The sequence below is a fragment of the Streptomyces sp. R41 genome (assembly GCF_041053055.1).
In the GTDB taxonomy this organism is placed as follows: Bacteria; Actinomycetota; Actinomycetes; order Streptomycetales; family Streptomycetaceae; genus Streptomyces.
On the sequence record NZ_CP163443.1, the window covers coordinates 8,015,829 to 8,038,369 of the forward strand.

Genomic DNA, 22,541 nt, shown 5'->3' on the forward strand with positions numbered 1-22,541 from the left:
CGTTGGTTCGGGCGATGGCTTTCAGACCGCGAAGAGCAGTACTGCGCTGATGAGGACAACGACCGCCGTGGCGAAGTGAATTCCGAACGCGGTCGCCTTCGTGCCGCCGTGGCGCAGCACGATCAGCGTGTCGCCGAGCGGTGCCAGCGCCACGATCAGCATGAACCACGCCTCGGCGGTCGCGCTGGCGAAGGCGAGCAGGGCCAGGCCCATGACGCCGAAGGTCGCGTCGCGCAGGCCCTTGATCTCCAGATAGGCGACGTCGCCCCGCGGCTTGGCGGGAACGCCGTATGCGGCGGCGGCCGGCTGCGGCTGCAGCAGGAACCGGGCGCCGATGAACAGGACGAGGAGGTCGAGCACGATGGCAAGGCCGTAGGCCGTGGGAGTGAGCACGTCGGATCTCCTTGCTAGCAGCGCTAGGGACAAGAGTGAAGCTAACATAGCGTCGACATGAATGCTAGCGGTGCTAGAATTTGTATGTCGATCCAGACGCGCCGAGAGCTTGAACGAGCGGAGCGCGAGCGGCTGATCGTCACGGCCGCGCGGGAACTGGCCGAGACCGAGGGCTGGGACGCGGTGACCACGCGTCGGCTCGCCGCCGAGATCGAGTACAGCCAGCCCGTGCTGTACAGCCACTTCAAGGGCAAGGGCGCCATCATGGCCGCCGTCGCCGTGCGGGGCTTCGCCGGGCCGGCGGAGGAACAGCGCGCGGCCCGTACGGAGGCGTCCGATCCGAGTGGGACCCTCGTCGCCGTCGGCGCGGCCTACACGGAGTTCGGTGAGCGGCGCCCCGCGCTGTACGACGCGATGTTCACGCACGCCGCCGACCTGCCGTTCGCGACGCCCGAGGCGCCGCCCGCCCTGGGGGACGCCTTCGGCGAACCGCACCGGACCATCCGGCCGCTCGCGGGGGACGACGACCAGGGCATCCTCACGGAGACCTTCTGGAGCGGACCGCACGGGCTCGTCACGCTGATGCGCAGTGGACGCCTCCCCCGCGAGGGCCACGATCGCCGGCTGTCCCTGCTGATCGGCCGCTTCGCCCCGCCCTCGTAGGGGCCGAGTGTCAGCCGTGGAGCGTCAGCGGCGCAGCGCCGGATGGTCCGCGACCACCGTGCACGACCCCGGCGCGATCTCCGTGAAGCCCGCGTCGCGGACCAACGGGAGTCCGGAGGTGGTGAGTTCACTCCAGCGGCCCGGGTCCGCGGTGCGCACGGCGAGCGGGTAGCCCGCGTCGCGCCAGGCCGCGCGCTCCTCGTCGGACAGCTCCCACCAGGCCAGTTGGGCGCCATGGCCCGCCTGCGCCATCGTCTTGCCGGCCGACATGTCGAGGTCGGGGTTGAGCCACAGCACGGGCGCCGTCGGGTCGGCGTCCACCGGCGGCTCCGGGTCGTCGAGGTCCGTGCCGGAGACCTGGAGCCTGGCCAGGTCCTTGGGCCAGCCGTCCAGCGGGACCGGCGGGAAGACGCGCACCTCGGCGGACTTCCCCGTCACCGTGATGCCGGGCAGCGCCTCGGCCCGCCGCCACTCGGCGCCGCGCGCCCGCCGGACGACCTTGCGGATCCGCGCGTCCTGCCAGTCCCGCATCGCCCCCGCCCATTCCCCGTCCCCGAGTGACCGCTCGTCGCCGAGGATGGTCAGCACGGCGCGGGCCGCGGTCTCCAGCGCGTCGGTACGCGCCGGGGGAGCGGCCTTCTCGATGCGCACGACCAGGGGCAGCACGAACTGCGGCGCCTCGTCGCGCGCGGTGCGCTCGGAACGGAAGGGGCTGTCGCCGGGAACGGAAGGATCACTGGTCACGTCCTCCAGTCTGCCAGGCGGAAGATCGGTCCTTCCCCGGGTGGCCGCGAGGACGAGCGAGGAGGGGCGCCATGAAACGTGAGCTCCGGCTGGAGGGGGTCGGCCGTCGTTACGGCATCCACGGACCCTGGGTGCTGCGCGGGGTGGACCTTGTCGTGACCCCCGGCACGCTGATCCGCGTCGACGGCGCCAACGGCACCGGGAAATCAACCCTGTTGAGACTCCTCGCGGGGATCGACGCGTCCACCGAGGGCCGGATCACCGGGCGCCCACGCACGGCGTATGTCCCCGAGCGCTTCCCAGCCGCCCTCCCCTTCACCGCGTCCGGGTACCTCACCCACCTCGGTGCCGTCCACGGCCTGACCCGTACCGCCGCCGCCCGCGCCGCCGACGAGTGGCTGGAGCGGCTCGGCGCCGCCGGGTACGCCCGTACGCCCATGTCGGAGCTGTCCAAGGGCAGCAGCCAGAAGGTCGCCGTCGCCCAGGCCCTTCTCGCCGAGCCGGAGCTGCTCGTCCTCGACGAGGCCTGGACCGGCCTCGACACCGCCGCCCGCGCCGAACTGGAACGCGCCGTCGCCGAGCGCACCGCCACCGGCGCCACGGTGGTCTTCGTCGACCACGACCCGAGGCGCCTGGCGGGGGCACCCGACGCGACGTACACGGTGATCGAAGGGTCCCTCAACCGCCGTACGGACAGCGTCACTTCGGTGCTGACCGGACCGCACGTCGTCGTCGAGGCCGAGGGACCGCCGGACGCGGAGCCGTCCGCCGAAGCGGCCGGGCTGTCGACGTCCGTGCGGCGGACCGCACCGGGGACGACACGCTTCACCGTGCCCGAGTCGCACTCGGACGTGCTGCTCAGGTCTCTGCTGGGCGCACGGCCGCCGTGGCACGTGGTGAGCGTGGGCAGAGGACACCCGAAGGACCCGTCAGAGAGCGCCGTACGCCCGCTCGAAACCGAAAGCCACCGATGACCGCCCTGCTCCGCTACCAGACCGCCCTCCTGTTGCGCTCCCAGCGCTGGTTGCCGCCGTTCATCCTGTACGCGGCGTTCCTCGCGATCGGTGTGCAGAGCGGTGAGCCGGTGCTCGACTCGCTCGGCTACTCGGCCGCGGCCGTGCTGCCCGTCGCCGCGTGGCTGGTACGGATCTGCGCGACCAACGAGCCGCCCGCGGCGCGCAGTTGTGTGGGAGCGGCAGTCGGGCCCGGGCGGGCGCACCTGGCCTGTCTGGCCGTCGCGCTGGGGGCGGCTGTGCTCCTCGGGGCGGCGGCGACGCTGGTCGTCACGGTGATCAGCGATCCGGCGAGTACGGACCACCAGAAGCGGGTGCCGGTGCTCGCGGCGGGCGGCGCCGGGTTCCTCGCGGCGCTCGTCTGCGCGCTCACGACCTGGCCGCTGCTGCGTTCACCGGGCCGCGCGGTTCCCGCGATGCTGCTCGCGACCCTGCTCGCGCTGGTGGTCACGGGCTCACCGGCCCACGCCGTACTCACCGACCTGATCACCGGCTCGCAGGCGGGCACGGTCCCCGCGCCGCTGCTGCCGCTGGCGGCCGCCGCACTGCTCACGGCGGCCGCGATCGCCGCGGCCTGCGCGCTCACCTCGCGCAGGCCGGCCTGAGCGGCGGTGCGCTGGGCCGGGCTTCCCGCCGGTCGCTCCGAACAGGCGATGTACTGCCGGCCGGTCAGCCCGAACAGGCGATGTGCTGCCAGCCGGTCAGCCCGAGCAAGCGGTGCGCTGTGCCTCCTGCCACTCGCAGACGGGGCACAGCGTGATTCCCTTGTACGACTCCGGGTACTCCGTCGGGTTCCGGCACAGCACGCACTCGGCGAACGGGGGGCCGCCCGCCGTGGTGGCCGCAGGGGCCGGGTCCGCCCCGGTGCCGGTGGCGCAGTAGTCGCTCATGGCTCCAGGGTAGGACGGCCGGCCGAGCCGCTCAGTGGTGGAGGCGCGCCGCCGTCCCGATCAGCTGGGACACCTTCACGAACCGGTACCCCTTCTTGCGCAGCTCGGGAACGATCGTCCGCAGGGCCTCCTCGGTCGCGGGCGCCGCACTCCGCGTGCAGTGCATCACGACGACGGACCCCGGCTTCACGCCCTCGAGGACCTGCCGCGCCACGGCATCCGCATCCGTCGCGAACGCGTCGCCGCTCACCACGTCCCACTGCACGGCGGTCACACCGACGGCGCTCAGCGTCCGCAGGGCCTGCTGGTCGTAGCACCCACCGGGGAAACGGAAGTACGGCATGGCGTTCCGCACGCCCGCCTTCTTGAAGGCGGTGTACGCGCGCTCCACGTCCGCCCGCATCCGGTCCTCGGGCACGGTCGGCAGCCCGTAGCAGTTGTCCGTGAAGGCGTAGTGGCTGTACGAGTGGTTGGCGATCTCGAACAGCGGGTCCTGCCCGATGTCCTTGGCCTCCTCCGGGTACTCGTCGGCCCACCGTCCCGTCATGAACACGGTCGCCGGCACCTTGAACCCGCGTAGCGTCGCGATCAGTCGGGGATTGTCGAAGTGCTCCCCGTTCGCCGCCCGCGGCCCCTGATCCGCGGTCATGTCCGCGTCGAAGGTCAGCGCGACGGTCTTGTCGGGCGTCCGCGGACCGTTCATGAAGACGGGGGTCAGTCCGGCGGGACCGGGGGCGAGCGTCGGAGGCCGCGACGGCGCGGCACTGGCGGACGCGGGGTGCCCTGGAAGGGCGGCGTGCGGGGTGCCGGGGGCACCACAGGCGGCGAGCGCGGCCCCCAGAGCGCCGAGGGCGCAGGTCGCGGCGAATCGTCGTACTGGAATGATCACCGCATGAAGATATCGGCATAAATGTGACTATTTGGACCTTCTGTGCACGTGCCGCGCGGATCCGGGCCCTAAGTCACCCGCATAGAGCCGCGGCCCCGCGGCCCGGTCCGCAGGAGGGCGCCGACGGCCGGCCCCCTCCAGGCCGGAGTGCGCGCCGTCGAACTGGGCCTGCTCGCACCGGAAACCGGCGCGGCACGACCTGCTATGTGCGCCGGAGGAGCGCGTCCATCGTCGCCTCCAGATATGCGGGGAAGTCCTCGCGCGAGGGCAGCGCGGACGGCACGGCATGGCCGAGCTGGGTGTGCCCCAGATAGAAGCTGTACGCCATCAGCCCGCGCCGCCGCGCCTCGTCCTCGGCGAAGCCGAGCTCGGTGAAGAGCCCGGCCAGGTAGCCGATCCGGCGCTCGGTGACCTGTCGCAGCGCGGCGGCGACTTGAGGGTGGTCGGTGCTGGCGAGCAGCGAGACCTCGAGTGGATCCGCGCTGGCCGGCTTGGTGACCTCGGTGAACAGCCTGCGTAGACGTTTCTCCGGGTCCGGCTCGGTCTCCACCGCCGCGATGATCTCCTCGGTGTCCGCCTCGACCCAGCGGGCGAGCGCCGCCTCGATCAGTGCCTCGCGATTGTCGAAGTGCCAGTAGAAGCTGCCCTTCGTGGCACCGAGGCGGGCGGCGAGCGGCTCGACCGCCACCGCCGCGAGGCCGCCGCCTTCACCGATGGCGGCGAGCGCGGCGTCCGCCCAGTCGCGGGCGCTGAGCCTCGCCTTCTTGATCTGCCGTTGCACCATGTCCATACGCTACCGTATGGTTTCCATACGCCAGCGTATGGAGGTACGCGATGCTCAAGGACAAACCCGTAGCGGTGAGGATTCCCGAAGGCGCTCGGCTGATCAGGACAGCCGTGGACCGGCCCGACTATCAGGACGCGTACGCCATGGAGTTGCGGCCCGGGATGCCGCGCGATCCGGCGGCCTGGACGGGCATCCTGCGTGACGCCTTTCCGATCGCGGCGCAGCGGGACGGCGAGGCGCTCATGGACGTGAGCACGGCCGGCCTCGACGCCTGGGCCTCGATCGTCGTCGACGAGAAGTACGTCACCCTCTGCAGCTCGGTGAAGACGAACGCGTGGCGCTCCAGGCTCTATTGGGGCGTCGTGAAAAGGGTTCACCCCTTCATGGCCCGCGCCATGATGGTCCGTACCCACCGCAAGCTCGCGCTCGCCGCACGGAACGCCGCGTAGGCATCCAGCCGATTCCTATGGCAGTCCCTGGCGGTGAGCCCCTGCGGGATCTCGCGTGAAGGGGCGTGCGCGGGCGATCAGCAGGGCGACGTCGTCGTGGTTGTCGGTGTGCCGGAGCTCGTGGAGGAGCCGGTCGCAGATGTCCTCCAGGGGGGAGTCCGGGGCGTCGAGGAGGCGGAGGAGGGTGTCGAGGCGTTCGTCGATGGAGTGGTGGCGGGTTTCGACCAGTCCGTCGGTGTACAGGACCAGCTGGTCGCCGGGGGCGAGGCTGAGGGACGTGGTTTCGAAGGGGACGCCGCCGACCCCGAGCGGGGTGCCCGTGGGCAGGTCGAGCAGTCGGGGGTGCCGGCCGCTGCGGACGAGGGCGGGGGGCAGATGGCCGGCATTGGCGATGTGGCACTCGGCGCGGTGGGGATCGTAGACGGCATAGGCGCAGGTGGCGATGTACTGCTCCAGCCTTGATGTGATCTTGTCGAGGTGCTGGAGGACTCGGGCGGGGTCGAGGTCGAGGTCGGCGAAGGCGGCGGTGGCCGTGCGCAGGCGGCCCATGGCGGCGGCTGCCTCGATACCGCTGCCCATGACGTCGCCCACGACGAGCGCCGTCTTGTCGTCGACGAGCGGGAGGACGTCGTACCAGTCGCCGCCGACCTCGTAGGCGGCCTGTGCGGGCAGGTAGCGGGAGGCGACCTGTAGGCCGGGGAGGTCGGGCGGGTGGTCGGGGAGCAGGCTGCGCTGCAGGGTCTCGGCGGCGTTGCGCACGCTCTGGTGCGTCCTGGCGTTGTCGATGCACACCGCGGCGCGGGAGGCGAGCTCGGTCGCGATGGCGAGGTCGTCCTCGTCGAAGGGCCGCGGGTCGCGAGCGCGGGTGAGGCCCAGGAAGCCGAGGATGGTGCCGCGGGCGCTGAGTGGGACGGCCAGGTAGGAGTGCACTCCTGAGCGGGCCAGCAGGGTGGCGGCGTGGTTGTCGCGGGCGATGCGGGTCAGGTCGTTTCCGTCGGCGTGCGAGATCAGGATGGGCCGGCCGGTGCGCACGCATTGGGTGGCCAGGCGGTCGGCGTCGTACGCGGCGATCCGGCCGGGCGGATCGGCGGCCCGCACGGCTTCGGTGGGGTAGGCGGCCTTGACCGCGAGGGCGCGGAAGACCGCGGGGCCGCTGCTGGAGGCGGGGCGGTGCTCGTCGAGGACGGAGTCGAGCAGGTCGACGGCGACCAGGTCGGCGAGGGCGGGAACGGTGACGTCGGCCAGCTCCCGGGCTGTCTGCTCGACGTCCAGGGTGGCGCCGATGCGGGCGGAGCCGTCGGCGATCACGGCGAGGCGCCGCCGAGTCTCGGTGGCCTCCAGGGCCGACTCGTATCGCTCGGTGACGTCCACCACCAGGTCGGCCACCCCCAGGACACGGCCCTGGGTGTCCTCCAGCCGGTACAGCGAGATCGACCAGGCGTGTTGGTGTCCCGGGTCGGCCGGGGTGCGGCCGACGATGGTGGACTGGTCGACCAGGGGGACCCCGGTCCGCAGGACCTGCCGCATCGCGGCCTCGGGCACCTCGAACTTCGTGTCGCGCATGATCTCGCGGTAGTAGCGGCCGAGGTGGTCCTTCGCGGGAAGGCCGTGAATCCGCTCCAGGGCGGGGTTGACGGCCACGTACCGCAGGTCGGTGTCGAGAATCGCGATCCCGATGGGGGACTGGGAGATCAATCGGGTGGACAGCGCGACGTCCCGCTCCACTTCGCGCAGCCTGGGGGAGTCGGTGCCCAGCCCGAGCGCGTAGAAGTCGCCTCGGTCGTCCAGTAGCCGCATGTTGCGCAGCTCCACCAGCCTGGTGCCGCCGCCCTTGCACTTGATGGGGAACGTGCCACCCCAGCTCTGGCCGGTCTCCATGACCTCGACGAACTTCTTGATCACCCAGTCCCAGTGCTCTTCGTGTACGAGCAGATTTGCCGAGTACTCGCCGAGCGCCTCCTCCGCGGTGTAGCCGTAGAGCTCCTCAGCCTGCGGACTCCACAGCACCACCCTTCCCTCGGCGTCCAGCAGCACCGCCGCAACACCGAGGAGATCCATCAGCCCGCTCGGCTGCGACGGCTCACTCTCCGGCCGACGGGCGTCCCCCCGGTCGAGGTCCGCGGGAGGCCGTTCGGCTTCACTCATGGCAGGCACTCCTTCCGTCGAACGGCGCCATGGGGGCCATCCGTCGGCCTGGCTGGAGAGGGACCTGTCTGTGTCTGCAGGTGCTTCGGTCTCCATGGTCCCCCCGGACCACCGGACAACGCACCCCTGTGCCCTGTGGCACGTTGTCGGCGACCGCGTCGGCGGGTCACATGGTGGTCGGCCCCGTCTCACGTTTCGGTCGCCGGCGGGTGCCGGGCGCACACTGGAAGCAGAAGCCCAAGCATCAGCCGAACGTGGAGGTGCGCCATGAGCATTCTCGAAGAACACGTGGACGTCGGAGTTCCGATCGACAAGGCCTGGGACAGCCTTCACCGGGTGGAGAACTATCCGCGCTTCGTGGATGGAGTGCGCGACGCCCGTACGGAGGCGGGTGGCCGAGCGCATCTGGACGTCGAGGCCGGCGGCCGGGCTCGGGAATTCGAGGCCCAGGTCTCCGACCGCAGTGGAGAACGCGCGATGGAGTGGCGCACCACAGGCGCCGCGGAGCTGACGGGATCCTTCTCCCTGCAGCCGATCGACAAGAACCACACCCGGGTCCAGGCGCGGCTCGAGTACGACCCCGACACCATCAGGGAGACCTTCGGCGGGCCGAAGGGATTCGCCCAGGCGAACGCGGTCGAACGGCTCGTCCGCAGCGATCTGGAACATTTCAAGGAGTACGTGGAACGAGGGCGGTGAGCGCCCGGGCCCTCCGCTGCGACGGAGGGCCCAGTCACGAGCCATCCATCAGGCGCCTCCGGCCCTGCTCCACGAAGAAGTCGGCCTTCACGGCCGGGCGGGATCGCGACGGTCGTCGACGACACCGGCACCCGCGCCGGCTCTACCACTGTCTGAGGTGCTGGACCGGCATCTGCACCACCTGGCACCGACCCCTACCCACGAGAGCACCAAGATCCAGACAGTCCCAACGGAGTCCTGCTAGGAGTTTCCTAACGCCGCGGGCCGGACCGGCTCTTGTAGAAACCTACGAAGAGCCGCTCTCGGCCTGCGGACGCTTTCATGTCTTCCACTCCTGGCTGAATCCACTCGGTTGGCTGTGTACTCCTCACACAAGTCGCAACGGAGCAAGGCGAGTTGCGGCGAAGCCAGGGATGAGTGCCGTGGGCTTCCTCAGACTTGCCACATGGGGGAAGCGCCGGCTGTAAAGGCCCAGCACCCGGACGCGACGCCGATCGCGTGCGGTACCGGCGTGATGGTCGAGATCGACATGGACCACCGTCGGTCGACCACTCTGCTCGATCATCCTGACATTTTGCCGAACGAGGGGGAGAGCCTTGACCGAGACGGTATTTGGTCGGCATGTTGAGATCGCCTGGCCTGATCCGGGTGTCACCGTTACCGCAGAACTCGACGATCGCGACACTGAGTTGGCCGATGCGCTGTGGGACGCGTTGCCCTACCGGAGTCTGCAGGGACACGCGCTGGTGGCGGGACGCCATCTGTACCACGTGGCACCGATCCACTCGCTGCTGCATCTGCACGCGTCTCACCGGGTTGCCGATCGACGCGACGCGCCCGACGGGACGGTGTTCTGTTCCGCTCTTCAGCATCTGGGCATCAAGTACGGCACGTTGACCGAACCGATGCCGGCATCCCCTGTGGGCCAGGTCCGGCCGGAGGACATGCCGACTCTGATCGAGGCCGGGCGCGCGGTCTGGGATCGGTCTATTCGACGAAGAAGCCAGTCCTGGTGGAGGTCCGCAAGGCGGGCATGGGAGGCGGCCACCGCATCCCCCAACTGACCGCCGCCGACCCCGACGCGAACCACCTGCTCCCCCCTCGGGCTGAAGCGTGTTGGCTTCCTGGTGGTGTTCACCGAAGACCACCAGATGGAGGACTTCCGACGCATCCAAGCCGCCCAGCAGGCCGCCGGAGTGGACGTCGAACTCGTGACCGCGTCCGAAGCGGTGCGGCTCAACCCGCTGCTCAGCGAGCGCGCCATCCTGGCCGCAGCCTGGGCGCGCGAGGCCTACGCCTGCGACCCCGCCGCAATCGTGCGCGGCTACGCCGCAGCCGCCCAGGATGCCGGCGCCATTGTGCGCACGGAAACACTCGTCACCGGCATCGACCCCGACGGGCAGCTCCACACCCCCACGGGCAGCATCCTCGCCGACACCATCGTCTGCGCGGCCGGCCCCTGGTCGAGAACGGTCGCCTCCCTGGCCGACGTCGACCTCCCCGTGACCACGTACCCCATCGAACTGCTCCTCACGGTGCGACCGGAGTTCCACGACGTGATCCCAGGTGCGATCCATGTGGACGGCACCTCCAGGGTGCAGACGATCACCGATCAGGACCCCCGCGACTGGCAGCTCTGCTGCGCCGGTTCACCGAACCGACCGACATTCCCTGTCTGAATCAATACCTCGTTCAACGTGGCGGGCGAGCCGATCGTCTGCACGCCGGCCGACGCCCTGAACTGCTTCCTCGGAACGGAGATCGACTACCTCATGCTCGGCAATTGTCTCGTCACAAAGGTGGAGGCTTCCTGATGGCCAACCAGACTTCTCCCGCCCGCACCCCGCAGGATCTCAATGAGGCGATCACCGGCGGGATCGGCGACAGCCCGCTTCGGCCGGACGGAACGCTCAAGGTAAGCGGGGAGTACGCCTACTCCTCGGATTTGTGGGCGGAGGACATGCTCTGGGGCGGGACGCTGCGCAGCCCGCATCCCTATGCGCGGATCAAGTCGGTCGACATCGGTGCCGCGCTCAAGCACCCCGGCGTGTACGCGGTGCTGACCCACAAGGACGTCCCCGGCGAGAACATCTACGGCCTGAAGGTCTCCGACACGCCGGCGCTCGCCGAGGACATCGTCCGCTACCAGGGCGAGCCGGTCGCCCTCGTCGCCGCCGACCACCCGGAGACGGCCCGGCGCGCGCTGGCGAAGATCGTGGTCGACTACGAGGTGTTCGAGCCGATCACCGACCCGGAGCGGGCCGCGCACGACGGCACGCTTCCCAAGCTGCACCCCGAGCACCCCGACGGCAACGTGGTGCGCTACCAGCCGATCATCAAGGGCGACCCGGAAGCCAAGGCCGACGTCGTGGTGTCCGACGTGTACACCCTGGGCATGCAGGACCAGGCGTTCCTCGGGCCCGAATCCGGTCTGGCCGTCCCGGCCGAGGACGGCGGAGTCGACCTGTTCCTCGCCACCCAGTGGCTGCACGTGGACCAGAAGCAGACGGCGCGGGCGCTCGGCCTCCCGGTCGAGAAGGTGCGCTTCACCATGTCCGGTGTCGGCGGTGCCTTCGGTGGCCGCGAGGACCTGTCCATGCAGATCCACTGCTGCATGCTGGCCCTGCACACCGGTAAGCCCGTGAAGATGGTCTACAACAGGGAAGAGTCCTTCTACGGCCACGTGCACCGGCACCCGGCGAAGATGTACTACGAGCACGGCGCGACCAAGGACGGCAGGCTCGTCTACGTCAAGGCGAGGATGTACTTCGACGGCGGCGCGTACGCCTCCAAGACCCCGGTCGTGGTCAGCAACGCCACTTCGTTGGGCGTCGGGCCGTACGAGGTACCCAACGTCAAGATCGAGGGTTGGGGCCTGTACACGAACAACCCGCCGTGCGGCGCGATGCGTGGCCTCGGCGCGGTGCAGCCCGCATACGCCTACGAGTCCCAAATGGACAAGCTCGCCAAGGCGTTGGACATGGACCCGGTGCGGCTGCGTCAGCTCAACGCCGTCGAGGAGGGCTCGACCATGCACACCGGGCAGGTGCTGGATTCCCCCGCGCCGGTCGCCGAGCTGCTGGAACGGCTCAAGAACCTTCCGCTGCCGCCGGAGAACCGGACCGGCCCGGCGGACGTGCGGACCCTGCCGGGCGGTTTGTCCAACACCTCGCACGGCGAAGGCGTTGTGCGGGGCGTCGGCTACAGCGTGATCATCAAGAACGTCTCCTACGCGGAAGGCGTGGACGACTACTCCACGGCGCGGGTGCAGTTGCAGGCCATCGGCGGCGAACCGGTCGCGATGGTGCACACCGCAGCGGCCGAGGTCGGACAGGGCCTGATCACCGTGCAGCAGCAGATCGCCCGCAGCGAACTCGGCGTGGAGCGCGTGAACATCCACCCGGCCGACACCAACGTCGGTGACGCGGGATCGAGTTCGGCTTCACGGCAGACCTACATCACCGGCGGCGCCGTCAGGAACACCTGCGAGGCTGTCCGCGAGGTGCTCTTCGACCGGGTCGCCCAGCGTTTCGGCGAGAACCCCACGCATCTGTCGCTCACCGGCGGCAAGGTCGTCTCCGCAGCCACCGGTTTCGTCGCCGACCTCATCGACGTGCTCGGCGACGACGTGATCGAGGAAACCCGGGAATACCACCACCTTCAGACGTACGCGATGGACCCGGTGACCGGACAGAGCCGGCGGGTGCACGTCCAGCACGCCTTCTCCGCGCACCGGGCGGTGGTGGACGTGGACACCGACTTGGGCCTGGTCAAGGTCGTACAGCTCGACTGTGCGCAGGACGTCGGCAAGGCGATCAATCCGGACGCCGTCGTCGGGCAGATCCACGGCGGCTCCACACAGGGGCTCGGCCTGGCCGTGATGGAGGAGATCAAGGTCAAGGACGGCAAGATCCGCAACCCGTCGTTCACCGACTACCTGATCCCGACCATTTTGGACACGCCGCCCATGACGGTGGACGTGATCGAAAGGGCCGACCCGAACTCGCCGTACGGCGTGCGTGGTGTCGGTGAACCGCCCACCATCTCCGCCACTCCGGCGGTCGTGAACGCCATCCGCAACGCGACGGGTCTGAACCTGACCCACACTCCGGTTTCACCGGAGCACATTGCCGGCGTCCAGCCGTGATGACCTCCCGCGGGTTCCGTCGGCAGCACTGATCCGAAGGCGGCACCCGCGGGGCGCCACTTGTTGCCTCGGGTGCTGTGTCCCGCATGGGCGGAGTATCCGGAAAGTCCCCACCGTCTCCAAAGGAGCAACCGTGACCGCGCACACCCGAGAAACGAGCGTCCAGGAGTTCGAACGCGCCTGGCTGGAAGAGGCGATCAGGCTGGCCACCACCAGCGTGACGGACGGCGGCGGTCCGTTCGGCGCACTGGTCGCCAAGGACGGCGAGGTTGTCGCGATCGGGAACAACCAGGTCACCTCGACCCTGGACCCGGTGGCGCACGCCGAGGTGAGCGCGATGCGTGCCGCCTGCAAGAAACTCGGCGCCTTCTCGCTCGAGGACCACACCCTGATCACCTCGTGTGAGCCGTGCCCGATGTGCCTTTCCTCCGCACTGTGGGCGCGAGTCGACCGGATCGTCTACGCCGCCGATCGGCACGATGCCGCGGTGGCCGGTTTCGACGACCGAAAGTTCTACGACCTGTTCGAGAAGAAGCCCGAGTCGATGTGGCCGATGTCGGTCGAGCGGCTGGACCTGCCGAACCGTACGGCGCCGTTCGACGCGTGGCTGGCCAAGTCCGATCGCATCGACTACTGACACGGAGTTCCGGTGGAGATCAATCGGAAGCACACGATGCACCACTCGACGGTCCTCGACGCCGATCCGGACACCGTCTGGGCCGAGGTCCGCGACCCCATGAAGCTGGTGAAGATCGTGTCCGGGCCCGCGGTGAAGAACGTGCACTGGGCCGAAGGCGGCGCGGTCGAACGGGTGCCGTCGCGGTACGACTTCACGCTGGTGTTCAACGAAGGCCTCGTCCAGCAGGAGGTCGCCGGACGCAGCGAGGTGGAGCGGTCCTCCACTACCGAGCCGTCGCGCCGACAAGCGGCGTCTCCAGCTACGTCGCCACCATCCGCGTCCGGCCGATAACCAACGAACCGGACCGCAGCTACTTCGAATGGTCACGAGAGCTGACGATCACCGACGACGCCGACCCCGAAGTCGTCGAGGGGATCATCGCCATGATGGAGAACCAGACCAACTCCGTGCAGAACCATTTCGCACCGCCGCAGAAGTAGCCGACTGGTGAACGAGGCGACGGACGCGGGCCTCGCGGGGCGTGAGTGTGAGCCGTCCGGGTCTACGGCGGAGTTCGATTGTCGGGGCCGGAGATGGGTCGGGGGTCGAGCCGGCGGTCGAGGAGGCCGCTCCGGCCGCCCCCGGCCGGCCGGACGATCGGGGCACGCCGACGACGCTCGTGCTGCTGCGGCATGGTGAGACGCCGTTGACGCCGCAGAGGCGTTTCTCCGGTAGCGGTGGCTCGGATCCGTCGCTGTCGGAGGCGGGGCGGCAGCAGGCCGAGGCGACGGGGGCACTGCTGGCCGCCTCACCGCTGCGGCGCTGCCGGGAGACGGCGCAGGCGGTTGCCGCGCGGCTGGGCCTGGACGTACTCGTCGAGGAGGGCTTGCGGGAGGCGGACTTCGGCTCCTGGGAGGGGCTGACCTTCGCGGAGGTGCGCGAGCGCTACGCGGACGACCTGACGGCGTGGCTGAAGTCCCCGGCGGCGGCGCCCTCGGGCGGCGGCGAGTCGTTCGAGGCGGTGGCGCGGCGGGTGGCGGTGGCGCGGGATGTGCTGCTGGCGCGGCATGCGGGCGGGACGGTGCTGGTCGTCTCGCACGTCGGCCCGCTGAGGACGCTGGTGCGGATGACGCTGGGTGCGCCGGCGCAGTCGCTGTTCCGGATCGAGCTGGCGGCGGCGTCGCTGTCGGAGGTGGCGTACCACGCGGATGGGAACGAGTCGGTGCGGCTGCTCAACGACACGGGGCACCTTCGGTAGGCGGGGGCCTTCGCGGGGTTCGCGGCCACGGCTTCCCGCGCTCCGCGCAGGGCATTCCGCGCTCCGCGCGGAGTCCTCAAGCGCCGGACGGACCGATAGTCGGTGGGCCGGGCCCGCGTCCGGCAGTACCGGTATGCCCAATCCACAAGCGGGACGCGAGGCTCAAGGAGACGCCGTGCTCCCGTCGTGCTCCCACAACCGACGGGAGTGATCCAAGGAGATCCTGTATTTGTGCAGGTCAGACGCTTTCCAGTAGCCGCTTGCGGCTCTCCTCCACGTCGAAGTCGGCCTTCGGGTACTGCGGATCCAGTGCCTCGAGGTGCTCCAGGAGGAGCTTGCTGACCGCCCAGTTGCGGTACCACTTGCGGTCGGCGGGGATCAGATACCAGGGCGCCCGGGGCGTGGAGCAGCGCTCCAGGGCGATCTCGTACGCCTTCTGGTAGGCGGGCCACAGGGCGCGGTCGTCGATGTCGTCGGCGCTGAACTTCCAGTGCTTGTCGGGGTTGTCGAGACGTGCGAGGAGGCGGCGGAGCTGCTGCTCGTACGAGATGTGCAGGAAGCACTTCACGACGGTGACGCCGTCGTCGGCGAGGGACTGCTCGAAGCGGTTGATCTCGCCGTAGCGGTGGGCGATCTCCTTGCGCGGGGCCAGCTCGCGGACACGGGCGATCAGGACGTCCTCGTAGTGGGATCGGTCGAAGATGCCGATCTCGCCGGGCTCGGGAAGCGCCCGCCTGATCCGCCAGAGGAAGGAGTGCTTGCGCTCCTCGGGGGTCGGCGCCTTGAAGGACCGGATGCGGCAGCCGGAGGGGTTGAACAGCCCGATGACGTGCTTGACCGTGCCGCCCTTGCCGCTGGTGTCCATGCCCTGGAGGACGAGGAGCAGGCGCCGCCGGTCGCCCGCCGTGCTCGCCGCCCACAGACGTTCCTGCAGGTCGGTGAGGTGTTCACCCATCCGGGCGGTGGCGGCGAGACCGGCGGCCTTGTCACCGGGCCCGGCGGGGGTGGCCGAGGCGTCGTACGAGGAGAGGTCGACGCCCTGCCCGTCGGGGATGCGCAGGAGCTCACGGAGCCGGGCCGGGGCCTTGCCCTCGGACTTCTGCCCGTCGGCCTTCCCGCCGCCCATGCCGCCGGCCTTCTTGCCGTCCCGCTTGCCGGCCTTCTTGCCGTCCTGCTTGGCCACCGCGTGCCCCTTCCGGCCGTGTCCCCTCGATGGTGCGACGGGCGGCCGGTACCCGCTACCCGCGTTCAGGCCTCCCGGTCGAGCAGCTCGGTGCTGTGGGCATCGATCAGCTGGGCGATGCGTCGCAGGACCTCGGCGGCGGGCTGGGCGTCCAGGCGTCGGCCGTCGCGCAGACGCGGCGCGATCCGGTCGGCGGCGGCCTCCCTGGGGCCGATCACCGCCTGGTACGGGACGAGGCGGGCGGCGCGGATCCGCGCGCCCAGGGTGCCCTGGTCCGGGGCGGCGAGCTCGGCCCGCAGCCCCCGGTCTCGGCAGCGGCGTACCAGCGCCGCGGCCTGGTCGACCTCGGCGTCGGAGACGGGCAGGGCCACCAGCTGGGTCGGCGCGAGCCAGGGCGGGAAGGCGCCGCCGTGCACCTCGATGAGATGGGCGACGGCCCGTTCCAGGCTGCCGATGACACTGCGATGGACCATGACCGGCCGGTGTTTCGCGCCGTCGGCGCCGATGTAGTGCAGGTCGAAGCGCTCGGGCTGGTGGAAGTCGACCTGGACGGTGGAGAGGGTGGACTCGCGCCCTGCCGGGTCGGCGATCTGGACGTCGATCTTGGGGCCGTAGAACGCCGCCTCGCCCTCGACGGCCTCGTACGCCACGCCGCAGCGGTCGAGCACGTCGCGCAGCAGCGCGGCGGATCTGCGCCACAGCTCCGGGTCGGCGACGTACTTCCCGCCCGGGCCCGGCAGCGAGAGCCGGTAGCGCGCCGGGCTGATGCCGAGCGCGGTGTACGCCCGACCGATCAACTCCAGTGCCGCGCAGGCCTCTTCGGCGACCTGCTCCGGGGTGCAGAAGATGTGCGCGTCGTTGAGCTGGATGGCGCGTACGCGGGTGAGTCCGCCGAGCACACCGGACAGTTCGGAGCGGTACATGGCGCCCAACTCGGCCATGCGGAGGGGGAATTCGCGGTAGCTGTGCGAGCGGGAGCGGTAGATGAGCGCGTGGTGGGGGCACAGGCTCGGCCGCAGCACCATCTGCTCGTCGCCGAGTTCCATCGGCGGGAACATGTCGCCGCTGTAGTGCGACCAGTGCCCGGAGATCTCGTACAGCTCCCGTTTCCCCAGCACCGGTGAGTACACATGGCGATAGCCCGCCCGCCGCTCGGCGTCGCGGACGTACCCCTCCAGGGCGTGCCGCACGGCCGCGCCGTCGGGCAGCCAGTACGGCAGGCCCGCGCCCATCAGGGGGTCGGTGTCGAACAGGTCCAGTTCACGGCCGAGTCGGCGGTGGTCGTGCACGGCGGTCTCCTCACGGGGGAGGGACGGGTGCCCGCACGGCGAAGCCCCGGGGCACTCGCCCCGGGGCTTGGACTCACGTCAGCGGTCAGCGCGCCGGGACACTCTCCGGCGTCGTCGTGTTCACAGCGGCACGCTTCATGCCGGTGACGCTAGCAGGGGACCACCGCGCGGGCACGGGATTTAATCTGCGGGCATCGGCAACGCGCCGCACCCCGGGCCAGGAGGTACCGCGATGACAGCACCGCAGGACACGACGCCCCCGCCGGACGACTCCACCGCCCCCCTCGCCGACTCCGTCGAGCCCGCGGGCGGGACCGTCGCCCGGCTGCTGGAGGGGCTCGCCGAGCGGCTCGGCGGGCGGGCCTCGGTCACCGCCGTCTTCGGCGAGGCCGTCACCCGCGAAGGCGTCACCGTCATCCCCGTCGCCAAGGTCGGCTTCGGGTTCGGCGGCGGTGTCCTGCGCGGCCTGGGCCGCGCGAAGAACTCCGAGGGCGGCGGTGGAGGCGGCGGCTGCGGGGCCCGCCCGCTCGGCTTCATCGAGCTGCGCGACGGCACCGCCACCTACCACCCGATCCGCGACCCGTGGGCGGACGTCGTCGCACCCTTGGCCGCGCTGATCGTCACGGCCGCCGGCCCCGTCCTGACCCGGGCGCTGACCCGGCGCCGGAAGAGCTAGAACGGCCTGATCCGGCCGACAGTCCCTAGCCCCGCCACGGCCCCGTCACCGCGAACGTGGTCCCCGGCGTATAGCAGTTCACGTACATCGTCCCGCCGTCCGGCGAGAAGGTGACGCCCGCGAACTCGCCCCACTCCGGGGCCTCGGGCGTCCCGATGTTCTGGGCGCCGCGCGCCATCGCGTACACCTCGCCGCGCCGCGTCACGCCGAAGACGTGCTGCGCCCCGTTGCCGTCCTCGCAGACCATGAGGCCGCCGCCGGGGGCGAGGCAGATGTTGTCGGGGGACTCGCCGGGGAGCTGGACGTCGGTGTCGGGGCCGAAGACGATCACGAGAGTGAGCCGGCGCGCCGACGGGTCGTAGCGCCAGATCTGGCCGTAGTGGTCGGCTGCCGAGCCGTCCGCGCCGTGGGCGAAGGAGGAGACGAAGTACACGCATGTGTCACGCCAGTAGCAGCCCTCCAGCTTCTGGGCGTGCGTGATGCCCTTCGGGCCGAAGTCCTGCAGGCGGACCGGGGTCTGGGCCGCGAGCGGGTCCGGTACGTCCACCCACTCGATGCCGTCGAAACTCGTGCCCGTCTCCTGGATCGAGGAGAGATCCGGTACGCCGGGGACGTGCATCGCCTGCAGCCGGCCTCCCGCGCGCAGCGAACCGACCCCGCCCTTGGGCCTGTTGGGCAGAAAACGATAGAAGAGGCCGAACGGCTTGAGGAACGCGTCCTCAGTCTCGTAGACGATGCCCAGCTTCGGGTCGACGGCGATCGCCTCGTGCTGGAAGCGGCCCATGGCCGTGAGCGGTACGGCTCCGGTGCGGTGCGGGTCCACCGGGTCGACCTCGAAGATGAAGCCGTGGTCCTTGGTGTAGCCGTTGGTGCCCGCCTTGTCCTCGGTCTCCTCGCAGGTCAACCAGGTGCCCCAAGGAGTCGGCCCGCCCGCGCAGTTGACGGCCGTGCCGGCGACGGCGACGCGCTCCGCGAGCACGTTCCCGCGCCGGTCCAGCGTCAGGGACGTACAACCGCCCTTGCCCATCGGGTCGTACGTCAGGCCCTCGACCGTCGGGACCGGGATCTTCGCGGTGACGCGGTTCTCGTGGTTGCGGACCAGATGGACGCGGCCGTGCCGACCGGCGAAGGCCGACATGCCGTCGTGGTTGCTGGGCACCGGGCCCTCGCCGGAGCGGAGTTGGTCGCCTTCGCGGGACAGGACCCGGTAGCGGAAGCCTCCCGGCAGGTCGAGCAGTCCGTTCGGGTCGGGGATCAGGGGGCCGTAGCCGCTGTGGCCCAGGTTCTGTGCGGCGGCGGTGCCCGCGAAGAGTTCGGAGAGGCTTCCGGCGAAGGCGATCGAGGCGGTCAACACGCCGGTGCGGGTGAGCATCTGACGTCGTGTCGCGGAGCGACCGATTTCGGGCATGGGGCGACCTTCCTGCTGGCGGACAGGACTGTGACCCGCCTGTGTGTATCACGCGACCGGGGCCGCCGGAACCACGCGCGTCACGCGTGTCACTCGTCGCCCTTGGGTTCATCCAGCTCATCGAGCCCGCCGGGCTCATGGAGCTGGACGGTCTCGTCGAGCAGGCCCGGCTCTTGCAGCTGGACGGTCTCGTCGAGCAGGCCCGGCTCTTGCAGCTGGACAGGCTCATCGAGCGGGACCGGCTCATCGGGCTCATCGAGCTGGACGTGCTCCTTGGCCCGCGGGGGCGCCGACTGCTCGGCGGCGGGCGGCGCCTGCCCGCCCTGCGCCCGCTCGAGGAAGCGCAGCAGCTCCACCGGGAAGGGCAGCACGAGCGTGGAGTTCTTCTCGGCCGCGACGGCCACCACTGTCTGCAGCAGCCGCAGTTGGAGCGCGGCGGGCTGCTCCGACATCACGCCGGCGGCCTGCGCGAGCTTCTTGGATGCCTGCAGCTCCGCGTCCGCGTTGATGACCCGGGCGCGCCGCTCACGGTCGGCCTCGGCCTGCCGGGCCATCGACCGCTTCATCGTCTCCGGCAGCGATACGTCCTTGATCTCGACGCGGTCGATCTGCACACCCCAGCCGATCGCCGGGCTGTCGATCATCAGCTCCAGGCCCTGGTTGAGCTTCTCGCGGTTGGACAGGAGGTCGTCGAGGTCGCTCTTGCCGATGATGGACCGCAGCGAGGTCTGCGCCATCTGCGAGACCGCGAAGCGGTAGTCCTCGACCTGGATGATCGCGTCGGGGGCGTTGACCACCTTGAAGTAGACGACCGCGTCGACCCGCACCGTGACGTTGTCCCGAGTGATGCCCTCCTGCGCGGGCACCGGCATCGTCACGATCTGCATGTTGACCTTGTGCAGCCGGTCGACGATGGGGACGATCATAGTGAAGCCCGGGGGGCGGACACCTCCCGTGAGCCGCCCCAGCCGCAGGACCACGCCACGCTCGTACTGCTTGACGACCCGGGCCGCCGCCGAGAGGTAGACCAGACCGGCCGCACCGGTCGCCACACCCGCCGCGATGAGTTCCTCGACCATGACGACCCCTTTCCGAGCCGCCCACCATGACTGATACGTCCACTTTACGTCGTAGGGACGGGCCCGTTCAGGTCATAGGGCCGGATCCGCCGCGCGGCGGATCCGGCCCTGGCCTCAGGCCCCCGGCGTGACCTTCACCGGCTCGATCCCGGTCGCACTGTGCCGCGCCGACCAGGTCTCCAGCGCGCTCCGGCACGCGTGGTCCAGGTGGTGCAGGCCGGAGAGGTCCAGCTCGACGGGGCGGTCCTGCGGCAGCGCCTCCAGGCTGTCGAGTATCTTCGGCAGCCGCAGGAAGGTCGCGTTGCCCGACAGATACGCCTGGACGGGCCCGGCGCCCTTGTCTATGACGTCGAGGCGCACGTGCGAGGCCTCCCACGCCGTCTTGGCGACGGCCAGCGCGAGCCCGATCAGGACGCCCTCGAACATGCTGACGGCGACGATCGACACGGCGGTGACGATGAGAATCAGCGCCTCGCCACGATGCCCACGCCACAGCGACGCGATCTCCCGGAGCGGAATCAGCTTCCAGCCCGCGTGCACCAGGATGCCGGCGAGGGCGGGCAGCGGGATGACGCCGAGCGCGGCGGGCAGCAGCGCAGCGAACAGCAGCAGCCACACGCCGTGCAGCACCCGGGACGCCTTCGTCCGCGCGCCCGCCTGGACGTTCGCCGCGCTGCGTACGATCACGGCGGTCATCGGCAGCGCGCCGAGCAGCCCGCAGACCGCGTTGCCCGCGCCCTGCGCCATCAGCTCCTTGTCGTACTCGGTCCGCCGTCCGTCGTGCAGCCGGTCCACGGCCGCCGCGCTGAACAGAGACTCGGCGGAGGCGATCAGGGTGAAAGCGAGGACCGTGCCGAGTACTCCTGCGTTCGCGAGCTCACCGAAAGCGTCGGGCGAGGGCAACTGGATCGAGCCGAGCAGCCCCCGCACCTCCACCGTGGCCACGGGCAGGCCGAACGCCAGTGAGACGAGGGTGGCCAGCGCGACCGCGCCGAGCGCCCCCGGCACCGTACGCACCCGCCGAGGCAGCCGCTTCCACAGGACCAGTACGGCGATCGTCCCGGCCCCGAGCCCGACCGAGGCCAGAGCCTCGGTGCCGCGGGCCGCGTCGACGAGCGCCTCGGGCAGCCCGGCGAGCTTGTCGAGTCCGGACGCGGGTGCCTTCAGGCCCGCCATCGAGTAGAGCTGGCCCGCGATCAGCACGAGCCCGATCCCGGCCAGCATGCCCTCGACGACCGCCACCGAGATCGCCCGGAAGTAGCGACCCAACTTCAGTGCGCCCATGAGGAGTTGGAGCACACCCGTGGCGAGGACGACGACTCCGAGGACGGCGAGTCCGTACTCCCGTACGGCCTCGAAGACCAGAACGGTCAGCCCGGCGGCAGGACCGGACACCTGGAGGCTGCTGCCGCGCATCAGTCCGGTGACGAGACCGCCCACGATGCCGGTGACCAGGCCGAGTTCGGCCGGTACGCCGGAAGCGACGGCGACGCCCACGCACAGCGGCAGGGCGACGAGGAACACGACGACCGACGCGGCGAAGTCCTGCCGCAGGTACGGGAATTGCTTCGTAAGGTTCGGGAACTTCATCGCGCGGCTCACAGCGCCTCGAAGGAGTCGGTGTCCGGCGCGTGCGCGCGTACGGCGCCGGTGTGGACCTCGTAGTACCAGCCGTGCAAACGCAGTTGACCTGCCGCCATGGCCCGTTGCACACAGGGGTATTCGCGGAGCCGTAGCAGTTGCGCGAGGACATGGTTCTGCACCGCGTCGGCCACAGCCGGGTCGTCGTCGGGTGAGTCGGAGGGGGGTTCGGCCTGCGCGAGCCAGTCGCGTACGGCCGGTACGGCGGTCAGGTCCTCGCCGCGCACCAGCGCACCGACGGCGCCGCAGTGCGAGTGGCCGCAGACCACGATCTCGGACACGCCGAGTACGTCCACCGCGTACTCGACGGTGGCCGCCTCGGAGGTCGGCCGGTCGGAGGTGTACGGCGGGACGATGTTGCCCGCGGTGCGCAGTTCGAAGAGCTCGCCCGGACGGGCGCCGGTGATCAGGGCCGGGACGACCCGGGAGTCGGAGCAGGTGATGAACAGGACCTGTGGGGACTGGCCTTGGGCGAGCGAGGCGAATTCCTCGGGCCGCCGGCCGAACGAGCGGGCATGGTCGATGAGGGGCTGCATGTCAGTTCCTCCTGGCGCGCCATGGGGGCGCGT

Annotated in this window: 24 protein-coding genes and 2 pseudogenes; 14 read left to right on the plus strand and 12 right to left on the minus strand. The window is 70.4% G+C overall.

Features of this window, described 5'->3' with window-relative positions; genetic code table 11:
- Positions 1-21 precede the first annotated feature (21 nt).
- Entirely contained in the window at positions 22-393 is a 372-nt protein-coding gene (locus AB5J53_RS36435) for a DUF4267 domain-containing protein (protein ID WP_369249852.1), read from the minus strand.
- A gap of 84 nt (positions 394-477) precedes the next feature.
- Between AB5J53_RS36435 and AB5J53_RS36440 the strand changes: the two genes are divergently transcribed.
- Positions 478-1,056, plus strand: coding sequence for a TetR/AcrR family transcriptional regulator (locus tag AB5J53_RS36440; protein ID WP_369249853.1), 579 nt, complete (start codon positions 478-480; stop codon positions 1,054-1,056).
- 24 nt (positions 1,057-1,080) lie between these two features.
- Here the strand turns inward: AB5J53_RS36440 and AB5J53_RS36445 are convergent, their stop codons facing one another.
- A complete protein-coding gene (locus tag AB5J53_RS36445) occupies positions 1,081-1,800 on the minus strand; it encodes a peptidyl-tRNA hydrolase (RefSeq protein WP_369249854.1) in 720 nt (239 codons plus the stop codon).
- Between the two features lie 71 nt (positions 1,801-1,871).
- Between AB5J53_RS36445 and AB5J53_RS36450 the strand changes: the two genes are divergently transcribed.
- Both AB5J53_RS36450 and AB5J53_RS36455 read left to right on the plus strand, forming a co-directional pair.
- The gene (locus tag AB5J53_RS36450; RefSeq protein ID WP_369249855.1) at positions 1,872-2,774 is read left to right on the plus strand and encodes an ATP-binding cassette domain-containing protein; all 903 of its coding nucleotides are present in this window, start codon (positions 1,872-1,874) and stop codon (positions 2,772-2,774) included.
- Positions 2,771-3,418 carry an ABC transporter gene (locus AB5J53_RS36455; protein ID WP_369249856.1) on the plus strand — a complete coding sequence of 216 codons (648 nt, stop codon included), beginning with the start codon at positions 2,771-2,773 and terminating at the stop codon, positions 3,416-3,418. Before AB5J53_RS36450 ends, AB5J53_RS36455 begins: the two co-directional genes overlap by 4 nt.
- 96 nt (positions 3,419-3,514) lie before the next feature.
- Here AB5J53_RS36455 and AB5J53_RS36460 read toward each other — a convergent pair whose 3' ends face one another.
- The 3 genes from AB5J53_RS36460 to AB5J53_RS36470 form a co-directional block, all read right to left on the minus strand.
- Positions 3,515-3,703, minus strand: coding sequence for a hypothetical protein (locus AB5J53_RS36460; protein WP_369249857.1), 189 nt, complete (start codon positions 3,701-3,703; stop codon positions 3,515-3,517).
- A gap of 31 nt (positions 3,704-3,734) precedes the next feature.
- A complete protein-coding gene (locus AB5J53_RS36465) occupies positions 3,735-4,592 on the minus strand; it encodes a polysaccharide deacetylase family protein (RefSeq protein ID WP_369249858.1) in 858 nt (285 codons plus the stop codon).
- A gap of 202 nt (positions 4,593-4,794) precedes the next feature.
- Positions 4,795-5,382, minus strand: a complete 588-nt coding sequence (locus tag AB5J53_RS36470; protein WP_369249859.1) for a TetR/AcrR family transcriptional regulator — start codon at positions 5,380-5,382, stop codon at positions 4,795-4,797.
- Between the two features lie 44 nt (positions 5,383-5,426).
- On the opposite strand from AB5J53_RS36470, the gene AB5J53_RS36475 reads away from it, so the two are divergent.
- Positions 5,427-5,828 carry a DUF2867 domain-containing protein gene (locus tag AB5J53_RS36475; protein ID WP_369249860.1) on the plus strand — a complete coding sequence of 134 codons (402 nt, stop codon included), beginning with the start codon at positions 5,427-5,429 and terminating at the stop codon, positions 5,826-5,828.
- A gap of 15 nt (positions 5,829-5,843) precedes the next feature.
- Here AB5J53_RS36475 and AB5J53_RS36480 read toward each other — a convergent pair whose 3' ends face one another.
- Complete coding sequence (locus AB5J53_RS36480) at positions 5,844-7,973, minus strand: SpoIIE family protein phosphatase (protein WP_369249861.1); 2,130 nt, start codon at positions 7,971-7,973, stop codon at positions 5,844-5,846.
- Between the two features lie 267 nt (positions 7,974-8,240).
- Here AB5J53_RS36480 and AB5J53_RS36485 point away from each other — a divergent pair, with 267 nt between their 5' ends.
- The 9 genes and pseudogenes from AB5J53_RS36485 to AB5J53_RS36525 form a co-directional block, all read left to right on the plus strand.
- The gene (locus AB5J53_RS36485; RefSeq protein WP_369249862.1) at positions 8,241-8,672 is read left to right on the plus strand and encodes an SRPBCC family protein; all 432 of its coding nucleotides are present in this window, start codon (positions 8,241-8,243) and stop codon (positions 8,670-8,672) included.
- 422 nt (positions 8,673-9,094) lie between these two features.
- Positions 9,095-9,234: pseudogene (locus tag AB5J53_RS36490) on the plus strand (xanthine dehydrogenase family protein subunit M); the annotation flags it as partial.
- A 34-nt stretch (positions 9,235-9,268) separates the two neighbouring features.
- Complete coding sequence (locus tag AB5J53_RS36495) at positions 9,269-9,736, plus strand: hypothetical protein (protein ID WP_369249863.1); 468 nt, start codon at positions 9,269-9,271, stop codon at positions 9,734-9,736.
- Positions 9,737-9,778: 42 nt separating this feature from the next.
- Positions 9,779-10,351: an FAD-dependent oxidoreductase gene (locus AB5J53_RS36500; protein ID WP_369252672.1), complete on the plus strand. Its 573-nt coding sequence runs from the start codon at positions 9,779-9,781 to the stop codon at positions 10,349-10,351.
- 18 nt (positions 10,352-10,369) lie between these two features.
- The gene (locus AB5J53_RS36505; protein WP_369249864.1) at positions 10,370-10,486 is read left to right on the plus strand and encodes a carbamoyltransferase C-terminal domain-containing protein; all 117 of its coding nucleotides are present in this window, start codon (positions 10,370-10,372) and stop codon (positions 10,484-10,486) included.
- Positions 10,486-12,819 (plus strand): xanthine dehydrogenase subunit D, encoded by a 2,334-nt coding sequence (gene pucD / locus AB5J53_RS36510; protein WP_369249865.1) that lies wholly within the window; start codon positions 10,486-10,488, stop codon positions 12,817-12,819. Before AB5J53_RS36505 ends, pucD begins: the two co-directional genes overlap by 1 nt.
- A 133-nt stretch (positions 12,820-12,952) precedes the next feature.
- On the plus strand, positions 12,953-13,456 hold the full coding sequence (locus AB5J53_RS36515) for a nucleoside deaminase (protein ID WP_369249866.1): 504 nt from the start codon (positions 12,953-12,955) through the stop codon (positions 13,454-13,456).
- Between the two features lie 12 nt (positions 13,457-13,468).
- Positions 13,469-13,789, plus strand: a complete 321-nt coding sequence (locus tag AB5J53_RS36520; RefSeq protein ID WP_369249867.1) for a hypothetical protein — start codon at positions 13,469-13,471, stop codon at positions 13,787-13,789.
- Positions 13,790-14,087: 298 nt separating this feature from the next.
- Positions 14,088-14,696 (plus strand): annotated as a pseudogene (locus tag AB5J53_RS36525) (histidine phosphatase family protein); the annotation flags it as partial.
- A gap of 238 nt (positions 14,697-14,934) precedes the next feature.
- Here AB5J53_RS36525 and AB5J53_RS36530 read toward each other — a convergent pair.
- Both AB5J53_RS36530 and thrS read right to left on the minus strand, forming a co-directional pair.
- The gene (locus tag AB5J53_RS36530) at positions 14,935-15,822 is read right to left on the minus strand and encodes a PPK2 family polyphosphate kinase (RefSeq protein ID WP_369252673.1); all 888 of its coding nucleotides are present in this window, start codon (positions 15,820-15,822) and stop codon (positions 14,935-14,937) included.
- Between the two features lie 122 nt (positions 15,823-15,944).
- On the minus strand, positions 15,945-17,168 hold the full coding sequence (gene thrS, locus AB5J53_RS36535; RefSeq protein WP_369249868.1) for a threonine--tRNA ligase: 1,224 nt from the start codon (positions 17,166-17,168) through the stop codon (positions 15,945-15,947).
- A 232-nt stretch (positions 17,169-17,400) separates the two neighbouring features.
- On the opposite strand from thrS, the gene AB5J53_RS36540 reads away from it, so the two are divergent.
- Positions 17,401-17,844, plus strand: a complete 444-nt coding sequence (locus AB5J53_RS36540; RefSeq protein ID WP_369249869.1) for a spore germination protein GerW family protein — start codon at positions 17,401-17,403, stop codon at positions 17,842-17,844.
- A gap of 25 nt (positions 17,845-17,869) precedes the next feature.
- Here AB5J53_RS36540 and AB5J53_RS36545 read toward each other — a convergent pair whose 3' ends face one another.
- From AB5J53_RS36545 to AB5J53_RS36560, 4 genes are all read right to left on the minus strand, one after another.
- Positions 17,870-19,252 carry an alkaline phosphatase PhoX gene (locus AB5J53_RS36545; protein WP_369249870.1) on the minus strand — a complete coding sequence of 461 codons (1,383 nt, stop codon included), beginning with the start codon at positions 19,250-19,252 and terminating at the stop codon, positions 17,870-17,872.
- Between the two features lie 89 nt (positions 19,253-19,341).
- Positions 19,342-20,331: a slipin family protein gene (locus tag AB5J53_RS36550; protein ID WP_369249871.1), complete on the minus strand. Its 990-nt coding sequence runs from the start codon at positions 20,329-20,331 to the stop codon at positions 19,342-19,344.
- 114 nt (positions 20,332-20,445) lie between these two features.
- Positions 20,446-21,921, minus strand: coding sequence for a SulP family inorganic anion transporter (locus AB5J53_RS36555; RefSeq protein ID WP_369249872.1), 1,476 nt, complete (start codon positions 21,919-21,921; stop codon positions 20,446-20,448).
- An 8-nt stretch (positions 21,922-21,929) separates the two neighbouring features.
- Positions 21,930-22,508, minus strand: a complete 579-nt coding sequence (locus AB5J53_RS36560; protein ID WP_369249873.1) for a carbonic anhydrase — start codon at positions 22,506-22,508, stop codon at positions 21,930-21,932.
- Between the last annotated feature and the right edge of the window lie 33 nt (positions 22,509-22,541).